At 55.3% G+C, this 13,502-nt stretch carries 10 protein-coding genes; 7 read left to right on the forward strand and 3 right to left on the reverse strand.

Features of this window, described 5'->3' with window-relative positions; genetic code table 11:
- The first annotated feature begins 2 nt into the window (after window positions 1-2).
- The 7 genes from OKW29_RS11815 (at window position 3) to OKW29_RS11845 (ending at window position 9,967) form a co-directional block, all read left to right on the forward strand.
- Window positions 3-1,127, forward strand: a complete 1,125-nt coding sequence (locus OKW29_RS11815; protein WP_429291159.1) for a glycosyltransferase family 4 protein — start codon at window positions 3-5, stop codon at window positions 1,125-1,127.
- Between the two features lie 98 nt (window positions 1,128-1,225).
- The gene (locus OKW29_RS11820) at window positions 1,226-4,249 is read left to right on the forward strand and encodes a glycosyltransferase (RefSeq protein WP_429291160.1); all 3,024 of its coding nucleotides are present in this window, start codon (window positions 1,226-1,228) and stop codon (window positions 4,247-4,249) included.
- A gap of 163 nt (window positions 4,250-4,412) precedes the next feature.
- Entirely contained in the window at window positions 4,413-6,377 is a 1,965-nt protein-coding gene (locus OKW29_RS11825) for a GSCFA domain-containing protein (protein WP_429291161.1), read from the forward strand.
- A 184-nt stretch (window positions 6,378-6,561) separates the two neighbouring features.
- Window positions 6,562-7,512: an NAD-dependent epimerase/dehydratase family protein gene (locus OKW29_RS11830; RefSeq protein WP_429291162.1), complete on the forward strand. Its 951-nt coding sequence runs from the start codon at window positions 6,562-6,564 to the stop codon at window positions 7,510-7,512.
- Window positions 7,513-8,311: 799 nt separating this feature from the next.
- Window positions 8,312-9,001: a sulfotransferase family protein gene (locus tag OKW29_RS11835; protein WP_429291163.1), complete on the forward strand. Its 690-nt coding sequence runs from the start codon at window positions 8,312-8,314 to the stop codon at window positions 8,999-9,001.
- Entirely contained in the window at window positions 8,985-9,695 is a 711-nt protein-coding gene (locus OKW29_RS11840; RefSeq protein ID WP_429291164.1) for a hypothetical protein, read from the forward strand. The genes OKW29_RS11835 and OKW29_RS11840 overlap by 17 nt, the downstream gene beginning before the upstream one ends.
- Window positions 9,662-9,967: a hypothetical protein gene (locus tag OKW29_RS11845; protein ID WP_429291165.1), complete on the forward strand. Its 306-nt coding sequence runs from the start codon at window positions 9,662-9,664 to the stop codon at window positions 9,965-9,967. Before OKW29_RS11840 ends, OKW29_RS11845 begins: the two co-directional genes overlap by 34 nt.
- Window positions 9,968-10,065: 98 nt before the next feature.
- Here the strand turns inward: OKW29_RS11845 and OKW29_RS11850 are convergent, their stop codons facing one another.
- The 3 genes from OKW29_RS11850 to OKW29_RS11860 form a co-directional block, all read right to left on the reverse strand.
- The gene (locus tag OKW29_RS11850; RefSeq protein ID WP_429292492.1) at window positions 10,066-10,869 is read right to left on the reverse strand and encodes an ABC transporter permease; all 804 of its coding nucleotides are present in this window, start codon (window positions 10,867-10,869) and stop codon (window positions 10,066-10,068) included.
- Between the two features lie 357 nt (window positions 10,870-11,226).
- Window positions 11,227-11,883 (reverse strand): ABC transporter ATP-binding protein, encoded by a 657-nt coding sequence (locus tag OKW29_RS11855; protein WP_429291166.1) that lies wholly within the window; start codon window positions 11,881-11,883, stop codon window positions 11,227-11,229.
- Window positions 11,884-12,121: 238 nt separating this feature from the next.
- Window positions 12,122-13,273, reverse strand: coding sequence for a hypothetical protein (locus OKW29_RS11860; protein ID WP_429291167.1), 1,152 nt, complete (start codon window positions 13,271-13,273; stop codon window positions 12,122-12,124).
- Window positions 13,274-13,502 lie beyond the last annotated feature (229 nt).

Here is a 13,502-nt window from a genome sequence, read left to right on the forward strand (position 1 = left end):
CCATGAAGTTGGTTCTTGCCGTTGACGCCATAGCTCCTCCCCTAACCGGTATCGGACGTTATACCTGGGAGTTGATGCGCCGTTACAAGGTCCTGCCCAGGCAGACTGTCGACGTGCGCTTCTTCTCTGCGGGACGTTGGATTGAAGATCCCGAAGCCTTGTTGGCCACGCGTCGCAACGACGCCTTTTCTCTGGCGCGCGGCTTGTCGCGCCACTTTCGCGCACCGGCTCGCATGCGTCGGTGGTGTGATACACGCATCTTCCGCCGATCCGTATTTCACTCCCCGAATTACTTCCTCCCACCGCGGGTGGAAGGCGGAATCATCACCGTACACGATCTTTCCGTGTTCAAGTTCCCCGAAACGCATCCGATTGAACGCGTCAGGCACTTTGAAACAGCGTTTGCATCGACACTGCGACGCGCCGCACACGTCGTGACTGACTCGGAGGCTACGCGGCTTGAACTAGCCGAATTCTTCGGCATGTCCCTAGACGACATCACGGCGATCGGCCTCGGGGTCAGCGAGAATTTTCGGCCGCGTCCGGCACAAGAGGTCGCGCAAATGCTTGCACAGCACGGCCTGACACCCGGCGGTTACTCGCTTTGCGTTTCCACGCTCGAACCGCGCAAGCGTGTCGATCGCTTGCTAGCAGCCTATCGGGAAGTCCCGGCGGATCTCCGCCTGCGGTTTCCGCTGGTCTTGATCGGCAGCAAGGGCTGGTTGAGCGGCGGGCTGCTCGAAGTTATCGACCAAGGCAAACAGGAGGGATGGTTGCGCTACCTGGGTTTCGTGCCCGAAGCCGATCTGCCGCTCTTCTACGCGGGCGCGCGTGCCTTCATGTTTCCGTCGGTATACGAAGGTTTCGGTCTGCCGGTGCTTGAGGCTCTAGCAAGCGGTATTCCGACGCTAACCTCGAATCGCACGTCACTGCCCGAGGTTGCCGGGGGCGCGGCCTGGTTGGTCGAGCCGGACGATCATGACGCGCTGAAGTATGGCATCGAGCATGTACTAGCTGATGATGCTTGGCGCCGTGAAGCGATTACCACAGGAATACAATCCGCGGCGCGTTTCAACTGGGACCGATGTGCGAGAAACACACTGGCGCTTTGCCAACGCTTCGCGTAACGCATCCCAGACGTCTTCCCAAACCGCCAACACAGACCTGCGTTCTAAATTTGACAATGACAAACAACGTTTCAAATCCGAATCCCGGTAGATCCTTCATGAGCAAAAGCGCTTACGAATTGCTGGCCGCGAACGGCGATACCTTTATTCGCGAGGCCTACCGTACTTTGCTTTGCCGGGAGCCCGACGACTCGGGCATGACCCACTACCGTGCACGATTGGACGCTGGCGTTTCCAAAGCGCAGATCCTGGCGGACTTGCGCCTGTCGAAGGAAGGACTTGCAGAAAGCGCTAACGTGGACGGGCTCGACGATATCGTCGCATTTCACAAATTCAGGTCTTTTTGGCCGATGAAGTACCTGACGCGCCTGCTGGGAACACCGGGCGCATTCAGCGCTCGTTCCACCGTCCGACACGTCATGCCGGCGCCAATCGCGTCCACGGCCGAGATGCTGGCGATTCCCGAACCTGCTCCTGTTCAGCAAGCAACACAAGCGCCGGTGGCGCTGCAACCTGTGGCGCCACGTATACCGGTGCCAGAGGTTTCCCCACGGAAAGAACCTGTGTTTTGGATGGACCTGACGGCGACTATGGAATGGACCGGCGGTGTTGTGGGTGTCATCCGGGCTGAGTTGGAAATTGCTAACGGGTTGAAGAAGGTGAATCCCGACATGCGCTTTTCAATGCAGCGTGGGTGTGGATTCATCGAAATCTCGCAAGCATCGCTCAACTGGCTGTTCGAGGCCGACAATGTCGCGGAGGCCTATGTGCAGACCGTCGACCGCATCCAGAGCGCGGACGGTCAAACTGCGAGCAGCCTGAGCATGGCTGATACGCTGCAACTGGTAGCACCGTCCGATGTGCCTCTGTTCCATCCGTACATTGAGGGCGACGTCATCTTCACCTGCGGCTGGATTACTAGCCAGAAGGAATTCCATTTCACGCAACTGAAAGGCGTCTGTCCACGCCTGTATATTTCGTATCTGGTCTACGACGTCATTCTTTTACGTGAAGCCACTCGCCATCTCTATGACAAGCTAACCCGCGAACGTTTCGAACAGTACCTCAAGTGGGTTTCGGATAACGTCGACTTTACGGTGTTCGGAGGAGAGACCGCCCTCAAGGATACGCACGCGATTCAGACTGAGCGTGAATGGCGACAACCTGAGAGCGCGGCGGTCAAATTTGGGTCCGACATAGTCAAGATAACTAACACCGCTAACGATGCCGAAATCCTGAAGGAGATCGGCATTACGGGACCGTTTTTGATCACAGTCGGTTCGATCGAACAGCGAAAGAACCACGATACGTTGTATCGCGCCTATCTCATGGCGCTGGAGATGGATCCGAAGCGGGTCCCCCAACTCGTGATCTGCGGCAAACCGTGGCACGCGGAAGACCTGACGGACACGCTCGACCGCGATCCGCGCCTGAAAGGCGTAATGATCCGCTTTTCGCCGACGGATGAACAACTGGCCGCTCTCTATCGGAATTGCCTGTTCACTGTGCTGCCGAGCCTTTACGAAGGGTGGAGTCTAACCCTGCCGGAAAGTCTGGGGCAAGGCAAGTTCTGTCTGGCCTCGGATAATGCCCCATTGCGCGAAGTAGGACGCGACCTTATCGATTACGTGCCGGCATGGGACGTCGCGACATGGGCAGAGAAAATTCTGCATTACGCTCACGATCGCTCGGCGTTGGAGAAATACGAATTGCGCATCGCCCGCGAATGGACCAATACGACTTGGCTGGACACGGCCAATATGATTTATACGAAGGTCTCCGAGTATGCCAAGACACATGCGCCGCGAGAGCCCGAGCCGTCCGTCTGGATGGATCTAACAACCACGTATTTGTACTGGCATGGCGGCGTGCAGGGCATCATTCGCGCCGAGCTGACTTATGCTCGATATCTGCAGCAACTCACGCCGAACGCCCACTTCTTCGCGTGCCATAATGGATTGATGTTCGAGATTCCGCATGCCAACCTTCAGTGGCTGTTCAACGAAGACGATCTCGCTACGGCCTATGGCACCTTCGATAAATTCTATCGCGAACACGAGACCGCAGGAACGGGCTGCCGCCATCCGTTCGCCGACGGCGAGTACCCCGATCATCCCGCGGTCCTGCGCGAATTCCCTGAAAATGCCATTGTGTTCTTCGCCGCGATCGACTGGTATCCGGAACATGAGCGGGCGCGCACGTTCCAAGCTATCAAGATGGCGCGAAGCAAGCGCAGCGTGACGACGTCGCAACTGATTTATGACTTTACGCCGATGCTGATCCCGCATCATCACTTGAAAGAAACGGCCGAACGCTATGAGCCATTTATCAAGTTCTCGTCCGAGAACTTCGATCATCTGATCTATGGCGGTCAAACGGCCAAGCGTGACGGAATTGCGTTCCAGAAGGCACATGGCTGGCCAATACCGGCGAGCGATTACGTCGAATTTGGTTCAGATATTTCCGAATCCGATATTGCGCGCGTCATTACGTCAGAAGCGAATGACAAACAAGTACTGGAGCGACTCGGCGTCGGACCGCGCTTCATCATGACTGTTGGCACGCTGCAGCCGCGCAAAAACCAGGAAATGCTCTACAAAGCGTACATCACTATGCTCGAAAGCGGCGAAGGTGACAAACTGCCGCAAATGCTTTTCATTGGTGGCAAGGGCTGGAAATCCGACGACTTCCTTGCGATTCTTCAAGAAGACTCGCGGGTTCGCGGCCGGATTCTCATGTTGCGTCCCACGGATGCTGAGCTGAACGTGCTCTATCGTCACTGCATGTTTACCTTGTTGCCCTCGTTCTATGAAGGTTGGAGCCTAACGCTGCCGGAAAGCCTGAGCTATGGCAAGTTTTGCCTAACCGCGGACTGCGCGCCCCTGCGCGAGACGGGGCGTGACCTGGTGGAATACATCAATCCGCTTGACACCTATCGTTGGGCAGATCGCATCGCCCACTACGCCAGGCATCCAGAGGAAGTTGCTGCTTGGGAAACCCGGATCTGGAGCGGGTGGAAGCCTCGCTCGTGGAAGGAATCAACGGAAATGCTGCTTACGTCGCTTCGCGCTGTGCATCAAAAGCGTTTGATTACCGCGCGATTGGAACTGTCCAAATCGTAAATTTCATCCGCCCACTGCGCTTGTGGGCGGGCGCACACTTTGGAGCGACCCAAGACGTGGCAAGCATGCTGAATACAGACACTTTTGGTTTCCTCGATAGGCATCGTGCGGAACTCTTCGTCCACCACAACAGACACGCCCAAGACAATTACTGAGGCACAAAATGAAAATTGCAATCATTTCCAATTGCCAGGGTGAAAGTCTGGCTGCGTGCATGCGCGAGATGACCGGCACCATCAATCCGGAATTCATCCTAATAACGAAGTTATGGGATGGTAGTGTCACAGTCGCAGACGTTTTTGAAAACTACGACGTAGTCATTGGCCAGCGGTTCGTTGAACAACATCTCGACGATACGCAAAGAGAGAAGCTGGTTTTGTTCCCGGATTTGGTATTTTCTGCATTTCACCCGGATATGACATATGTGCGTGGGAAGCGCATTGGCGGGGAAATCGAAACCATCTTTAGCCCAATGTTGCACTACAACTCGTCACTTGTTGTACATGGTTACGTGCGGGGACTCTCCGCAGACCAAATTGAGGCGTCGTTCAACAAAAACACCTATAGCAGGCTGGGATACCTCAACACCTTGGGCTATACCGAAGCCGCACTCGTTCAGGAATTCAATGCATCAAACCTCGATCTTGGCGCGGTGCTACAGGAGTGGAAGAGCAAAGGATGTTTCATGCATACCTACAACCATCCAGAGCTTTTCGTTATGGCAGATGTGGCAAAAGCTGTACTGAAGAAAGTCGGAATCGACATCGTCAATCATAATCCGGCACGATACATGCGGGATCCTCTGCGTGGATTGCCTGTCTGGCCAATCTACCCGGAAATTGCCAAAGAATTGAATTTGGCAACGAAAGGCGACTACGCTTTCAAACAAGCTGAGCCCAACGGCATCATGGGCCTTCGCGCATTCATCGATGGCTCGATAGCGTCCTACGAACAGTTCGAGCGAGACAGCATCGAACCAATAAATTTCGACTTGTCGGAATTCGATCGGCGCCTCGCACAGCCTACCGAGCAATTCAGCAATCCCTATCGCAACCTTCCTCCCGAGCAATTCTGGAAGAAGGCGGTCGCGACTCCACCGATGTCGGACGTGGATCCGGTATATGGAAGCAAGTTCGTGGTCGAAACGAGTCAAAAGGTGGCGACAGCGGGAAGTTGTTTTGCCCAACATATCGCGCGAACGTTGAGCGCCAACGGCTTCAACTACTTCGTTCCGGAGCAGGCGCCGGATACGGTCGCAACAGAAGAAGCCGCGAATCGTAACTATGGCGTCTTTTCGGCGCGATACGGGAACATCTACACGTCCCGGCAGTTGGTGCAATTGATCAAGCGGGTCAACGGTCATTTTATCCCGGACGACAATGTTTGGACCCGCAAGGATGGCCGGTTGGTCGATCCGTTCCGTCCTCAGATCGAACCGAACGGTTTTGAGAGCGTCGAAGCCCTGCTGTCCTCCAGAGAAACGCATTTCGCAGCAGTCCGAGACATGCTCAAGAACATGGACGTGTTCGTGTTCACGCTTGGGCTTACGGAATCCTGGCGCGCAAAATCCGATGGCGCCGTCTTCCCGCTCGCGCCGGGGGTGGCTGGGGGGACCATGGACTCCGACAAATATGAATTTATCAATTTCTCGGCAGCGGAAGTCATCGCTGACATGAACGAATTCATTGCGATGCTTGTAGATATCAATCCGGCCTGCAAGGTGATCCTCACGGTTTCGCCGGTCCCGCTCATCGCCACGTATGAACCGAAACACGTTCTCACTGCAACGACATACAGTAAGTCGGTCCTGCGCGTTGCCGCGGAAGAATTAAGTGCCGCTCACGCACATGTTGGCTATTTCCCGTCGTACGAGGTAATCACCGGTGCGTACAACCGCGGTACGTATTTTGACGAAGACCTTCGGACCGTCACGAACGAAGGCGTGTCGCACGTCATGCGCTTGTTCATGAAGCACTACGCCGGTGCGCAACAGAGCATTAGTGCAGGTCAAGACCGGATGACGGCGCCTGCGAGCACTACCGAAGATCAAGCGCCCGCGCCTATCCACAAAAATGTGTTCGGCATTGTTTGCGACGAAGAAGCCATCGCCAACTTTTCTCCGAACTGATACTGAGCATTCAATAGAAGTCGACTCTGCAAAACCGTCCCAAGCCATGTTAGGCAAGTGATGGAAGCAGACGGGGTTGTCGAACTCGGGGAAAAGATATCGTTCCGTGAGTTCGATCTCAAACGGATGGTGTTTGTGCTGTTCAGCAATCGCTGTCCGTATAACTTATCTAAGAAGACCATCTATGGCAAATATTTTAATTACGGGGATTACCGGGTTCATTGGACGCTATCTTGCTCAGCGGTTGAGGGCGCTTGGACATACCGTTACCGGCACAACAACCACGCCGAGTAAATTCGGACTTGTTTGCGATCTGCGTGATCGCGAAGCAACGTTTCGGGTTGTGAGATCGGTCGATCCAGAGATTATTTTTCACCTTGCGGCACTATCGTCGGTCACCAGTGGTACTACTCTTCAATACTACGAGACAAATCTCGTAGGTACCGAAAATCTGATGCATGCCGTCGATTCGTTTGGTGATCGGCGCAGGTTTATATTCCTAAGCACAGCCGGTGTATATGGCAATCAAGCAACCGACGTTCTCACCGAGGATCTGAATCCACTACCGGTTAGTCACTATGGGATCAGCAAGTTCGCTTGTGAGCGACTCGTCGGGGCTTTTGGTGAAAGGCACGATATAACGATTGCACGTCCTTTTAATGTCGTTGGTGTGGGGCAAAATTCCAGCTTTATTGTTCCGAAGTTGATCCAGCACTTCGTTCAACGGGAGCCATCTATCCGGCTTGGACGTTTAGATCCGGTACGTGACTATATTGATGTCAATTCCTGCTGCGATATTCTGGGTGCTCTGCTTGCGCGTAGTGAATCGATCGGGCAGGTCGTCAATGTGTGCTCCGGGCGAGGCACATCTGTGCGTCAACTGCTCACTACGTTAACTAAAATTAGCGGTCACGAAATCGATGTCATTTCGGCACCGGAGTTCATACGTTCCAATGAAGTATTCAGGCTGCTTGGCAGCACCGAAAAATTGGAAAATATCTTGCAGACGCGCAAATCGACCCTTCCGATTGAGGATACGCTGCGCGACATGCTTCTCGACGCGACGCTCTTGCTTCAGAACTCAGATCCTGCTGTTTCGGATCGACGAGCCGTCGATCAATACGTATCTAAATGATAGCCCGTCTACAGTCCGATGTTGCGTTATAGTTCGTTGTTAGCGGTTGGTATGTTCTTCGTCTCTGTTTTATCTAATGAAATTAAATGTCTAATTAGGTAAAGCGAGCATGATTTCGGTCTGACGGAAATGGTTTGCAGCGTTTCGAGTCTAGGTCAACGTCTTGAAGACGCCTCTCAGGTGAAAACTGAGAGGGTGTTCTCGCCCAGGCATCGTTCGATGGTCGGTGCACGATCGAGGGGCGGCGTGTCTTTCGGATTTCCTCTCGTTGTCCTACGAGGCGTCAAAAGAAGTTTTGAACGTCCGACGATGCGGCCGAAATGAGATCACCGGACCACCGGCGACAGAAAATATATAGAAGACTTCTTTCGACTGCATGTCATTACCCGCACATCTCCTCGTAACCACAAGTCGATCTCTGCTGCTCCTCAATCCCTACGACGGCATGGCCTACCGGCTCGATGCCGGACGTGAGCATTACTACGGCATTACGCGCGACGTCCATGGCTATTACGTCGGTGTGCGGCGCCGCGCCAATACCTCACCGGCGCCGAAAGCGGAAAAGCGTGGGTGGTTCTGCGTTTCGACAAGTCGATGCGGGGGGCGATACGCTGGAGCCCGATTTTGCGATGCGAGACATCCATCAGGTGCTGGTGCACGACGGCAAGCTCTAGGTCACGTTCGGGGGCATACCGCATGAGCATGTATGCAAAGGAAGTGGGGAGTGTATGGAAAATCGTAGAAGTTGATTGTGGTGCTGGGATCCCCCCGTAGTGGCACGAGTGCGACAACGGGGGGATTGAAGGCGCTTGGCGTCGAGTTGGGCGAGCGGCTCATAGAAGCCAATGCCCACGTTAATGCCAAAGCGTATTGGGAAGACGCCGATCTGCATACCGTCAATCTCGAACTTGAGCGTGAGGTCGGCGGCGATTGGGACATGCTCGGCCCGATGCGAGTGGACGAAGTCCCTCAAGCCAAACGCGACGAACTCCATGCCCGCGCCATAGTTTTGTTGCGCGAGCGCCTGGCCGGCGGTGCGCCGTTCGGCTTCAAGGCCCCGCGCACGACCAGGGTGTCGCCGTTTTGGCAACCTGTGTTCGAGCAAATCGACGCCGACGTCCGATATGTGATCGCGTTGCGCAATCCGTTTAGCGTGGCGTTCTCGATGGCGCGCGCGTTCTGGATGCCGAAGGAGAAGGCACACTTCCTGCGGCTTGAGTATCTGGTCGATGCCGTGCTGGACAGCTGCGGTTGCCGGCGCGTTCTGGTCGATTTCGATGTGCTGATGGCGGACCCATTCACGCAGCTCGGCCGCATGGCACAGCGCGTCGGATTGCCCGCACCTCAACGAGGCGACGCACGGTACGAGGGCTATTCAGGCGAGTTCTTGGACAACAGCCTGAGGCACTCCCAATTCACCTTCTACGATCTCGCGAAGTATCCCTCGATGCTGCCAGAGGTCGTTCAGGCGTATGCGATGCTGCGATGAGATCGCGCTTGACGACGATGAAGTCACCGCGTTGTTCACGCGGCTGCGAACCCGTCTGGCGTCGATCGCACCGCTGCTGTTGGGATATCGATCTCGCGAAAATCGGGAGCGCGAGCTGGATCGGGAGATCGGTGTGCGGGATGCCCGCATTGCAGAAGGCGCCCGTTTGTCCGAGCAGGTACAAAGCCAGGTCGCCAGTGTGACGGAAGCCGTCAAGGCGCAGATCGAACATTACGTTCGCTGGGCGGTCGGTGAAACGCGTCTGGTCGATGCGAAAGTGACCCAGCTCGAACAGGGGCTTGATGCTCGATTGAGTGCGTTGAACGCCGAGCAGGCGGTACGCGATCTTGCCGATGGAATGGCGGCATTGCGCGATCGGCAGGTCGACGCCATCGGCGTGTTGTCGGTCGAGATCCGTTCGGAATTGAGCGCTCAGGCCTCGCGTATCGCCGACAAGGAAGCGGCAATGCACGCTTCGATCCTTGAGCGGGAAGCGGAGGTTCGCACGGCGCTGATGGAAGCGGAAACCACGTTTCGCAAGACCCTGCTCGACAACGAAGCCGCACTCCGTGAGATAGTGCTGGAGAAGACTCGTGAAGTTGCGGAGTGGCGTGCTGCAGCGGCCGCCGCAGAGGGACAACGAACCGCGTACGGCACGCCATGGACACCCTGGATGCGCGAGTGGCACGATTGACAGAGACCGTTGCCGAAACGGTTTCCCAACGCGACGCCGCTGCGGCGCGGTACGAGGCGGAAGTCGCACGGCATGCGGTCGAGTCGGCTCGACACGTCAACGAACGGATGGCTGACGAGCGACGGATCGTCGATATGCAAGCCACGATCCATCAACTTTCCGAAGCGCTCAAGACGCGGGATGCCGAGCTCTCAGGTGTCGAGCGTTCGGTCTTCGGCCGATATGCGCTAACGAGCGCGCGCAAACGATTGACGTCCGCGATTACCGGCTGAGGCCGCCGTGATGACCATGTCGCAGGCGCTGCCGCATGCTCGGGCATCTGCGCAAGGAGTGCCTGCCAATGGCATGTTCACTTGGTCGTTTCGCATGTTCAGGATGAAGATTCAGGGGTGATCCGCACACTCAGGTATCGAACCAATAGCAGCCCAACGAAAAGGGATACTAGAGCGCAGACAACCATGTAACTCGGACTGTAGAATGGCTTGACGAGTGGTCCGTAATACCCACCGCGGATCACTTCGCTGGCGTGCACCATTGGTATCCAGAGAACCATGCGCTGGAAACTCTTTGGCAACCATTCGACCATGAAGGCCGATCCTGAAATGGGGAACAACAAATAGGCAATCGTGTGCCAGACGCGGTCGAATGTTTCGCTCAGTTCGCTGACGACGCCGACGGTAAAACCGAGCCCGACCGAGAAAATCGCTAGGTAGACCCATCCGCAGATCATCATGAGAATATCGGCGGGTGGGTCCATCAAGCCGACGATACTGAAAATGACTGTCAAAATGATGAAGGACATTGTAGCCCCGGCGATTTCGAGCAACGCCCGAGACAGAAAAATATCCATCACGCGCACGTTCCGGTGGTACATCAGGCTGTGATTCGGCGTGACCGCGATGGCGCAACGGTTCGCGCAGTTACGCCACATAAGAATAGTCGAATAGCCTGTGACGGCGAACGTCGTAATAGAAAGGTGGGCATCGCCGTGACTGATTTTCAGGATGTTCCACAGCGCGGTAATGCCAAGCGTGAACGACATCGGCTCAAGAAAAATCCAGAGGAAACCGACATTGTGCCGCCCAAATCGCGTAAGAATCTCACGCATTAGAAGCGCGCCAACCACGCGCGCTTGAATAAGGAACGAAGATAATAGCGTTGAATTGTGCTTCAGGGTCGACATCTGTTCGGCTCATTGAGCATAAAGTTTGCGAGGTATCGTATCAGGCCGAGGTCAAATCCATACTGCATCGGATTCTTGCCATTGATCGAGCGTAGCGCCTGCCGTTCCTGTGCCTGCGTAAGCTTTCGATCGCGCGGCACGCCTAGGTTTTCCATTCAGCGAACTGTTCGAATTCTCGAAGCAAAACGTCTACTACCGACGATTCTGGGGCTGCGCTTGTGAGCCGTGAATGCGTTCGCGTAAGAATGCGTCGTATTCTCTAGGTAGAGAGGGGCAGCAGTACACCAGAATCTTGCAACGAAGGGGCGCTGCTACGTCGACAACGCCGGATATATGTTGGGCCAATCGCTATAGCCCCCCACTTTCCTGATAGAAGGAGTACGCGTCATCAATGCTGTCGAAGTTATGGAGCTTTCCTTTGACAAGAACAGCAGCGTGGTCACAATGGTCTTTTATGTAAGTGGCGTCATGGCTCACGATAATTAAGGAACGGTCACGGCGGCGCTCAAACAATTCGTGATGGCATTTCGCGTGGAAGCGGCTGTCGCCTACGGCAATGATTTCATCGATCAAGAAGCAATCGAACTCGATGGCCATCGAAATAGCGAATGCGAGACGCGCGCGCATCCCTGCGGAGTACGTCTTTACCGGCTCGCGAAGATAGTAACCGAGCTCTGAAAAATCCTGGACGAATGGCTCCGCAGCCTTGGCATTCGCGCCATATATGCGGCAGATAAAGCGCAGGTTGTCCATTCCTGTAAGACTTCCCTGAAATGCCCCCCCGAAGGCGAGCGGCCAGGAAACGCTCATTCTGCGATTAATTTGTCCAGTTGTAGGCAATTCCGCGCCGCTGATCATGCGAATCATCGTGGACTTGCCGGCACCATTCCGTCCCAGAATGCCGACTTTATGTCCCTTGTGAACACGCAGATTGACTTTATCCAATACGGTGTGGTGTCCTTGCCGCGTATGATAAGCCTTCGATACATCGATGAGTTCAATCATTCCGGGTTACGCTTAAGCTGATGTCACGCGCTAGCAAGAGCCCGACGAGCAGCAGAATTAGGTCGGATGTCATCATGTACGCTACGTCATAGTGCGGTTTGAGGAGCGCGCCGAAAGGCGCGGCCTTGGTCGTCGGCCAAAGTGCGTCGGGATTTCCCGCATCAATAGTGCGGCCACGACCCGGCACTGGTTCTGAAGCGACCGACGCAGGTCGTATCGTGCTTTACGGTCAACCCCGTTAGTCGTGGTGTTCGCGCATGCCGGCGACTAGCAGGCTCAATACGCCCCAAACAATCATCCCCAGTGCGAAGACCTCAAAGATCGACTTTAGTCGTTTCGGCTCAATCGCGACATCCGGTGTGTTGGGCTGAACAAGCCGCTCCAAATAAAGCTGTTTGCGCTGCGCCTCCGCCTGGGCATTCTCTAGCGCCGTCATTGCCGATGCCAGTTGTTTGTCCGCGAATTGAGCGTCGAGCTGCAGGCGTGCATACGCGGCGGCTTTGCCTGACAGCGACCCTTCGCCGCCTGTCACGCCGCCCGTTGCTTCTCGAATTTGCCTTTCAAGCGTGTCGATGTTGGTCTTCAGCGTTGGGATTTGCGGATTTTGAGGGGCGATTGACTGCAACTGGATCAACTGCGTCTGTGCCGAGAACATCTGCGCCTGCAAACTGGTGACTTGCTGCAGTTGGAGTGCCGATTGCTTGTCTGGATCGAAGACCGTATACGAGTTCCGATACGTCGCCAGGGCGGCAGCTGCATCCTTTGCTTTCGTCGCGGCCGCATCAACCTGACGCTGGGTCAACTCCACGGTATCGAGCGCCCCGCGCACGTTCATGCGATTGATTAGTCGCTCGCTCATCGATAGCAGTGTCGCGTTGATTTTCTCCGCGTCCTTGGCTGTATAGGCGCGGACCTGGAGGGTCGTGATCGCCGAAGTTGAGTCGAAATCAACAGAGACAATGTGCTTGTCGTAGTATTTCCACAACGCTTCGAAGCTGTCGTCGAAGCCGCGCCAGAAATGGCTAATGAAGTCGCCGTGATTGCCGTATGCATCCACAATGTAGTTGCCGCGATTCAGCTCTTCGAGCGCGTCCCTTGACTGGACGTAGTCGATCACCGAATAGGTATCGTCCTGCGCGCGCGAGAAGCCAGTCCCCTGCAGGAGTGCGCCCACGACACTGGTTTGACTTTGTCGCTGAGGGCTACGCACTACGAAGCGCGATTCCGAAACGTATACGTCGGAAGCAATAAGCCCGAAGTATAGGACAGCGATAGTGGTGGGTACGACCACTGTCAATGCAAAGAGCCGGTTGACGCCTTTGATGCGCTCGACCAAGCCTTTCTTCCCCGATAGCGGCAGTGCCGCTTCCCTACTGGATACGTTTTCCAACTCGTCCTGTCCAAACTGAATAGCTCTTCAAATCCCTTAGGGCTCAAGTCGCGGATCGAAGGGAAGAGCAAAAATTTTACGGCAAAATTCCGCGGTAATTTCGTGGAAACATTTAGAACTGGGTAACGCGCCTTCTTGCACCGTAGATGCAACCCTCGTCGCAGTTAGGCGCGCTAAAACGGGCCGGTCTTTGCCCGGCGCCGCCAAGGCGATAGCCTAAGCAAACAAC

The sequence above is a fragment of the Paraburkholderia sp. CI3 genome, assembly GCF_050436505.1.
In the GTDB taxonomy this organism is placed as follows: Bacteria; Pseudomonadota; Gammaproteobacteria; order Burkholderiales; family Burkholderiaceae; genus Paraburkholderia; species Paraburkholderia tuberum.

Coding starts and splice junctions, on each gene's coding strand:
- OKW29_RS11815 (WP_429291159.1), top strand. CDS start 3: ATGAAGTTGGTTCTTGCCGTTGACGCCATAGCTCCTCCCCTAACCGGT.
- OKW29_RS11825 (WP_429291161.1), top strand. CDS start 4,413: ATGAAAATTGCAATCATTTCCAATTGCCAGGGTGAAAGTCTGGCTGCG.
- OKW29_RS11830 (WP_429291162.1), top strand. CDS start 6,562: ATGGCAAATATTTTAATTACGGGGATTACCGGGTTCATTGGACGCTAT.
- OKW29_RS11820 (WP_429291160.1), top strand. CDS start 1,226: ATGAGCAAAAGCGCTTACGAATTGCTGGCCGCGAACGGCGATACCTTT.
- OKW29_RS11845 (WP_429291165.1), top strand. CDS start 9,662: ATGGACACCCTGGATGCGCGAGTGGCACGATTGACAGAGACCGTTGCC.
- OKW29_RS11840 (WP_429291164.1), top strand. CDS start 8,985: ATGCGATGCTGCGATGAGATCGCGCTTGACGACGATGAAGTCACCGCG.
- OKW29_RS11855 (WP_429291166.1), bottom strand. CDS start 11,883: ATGATTGAACTCATCGATGTATCGAAGGCTTATCATACGCGGCAAGGA.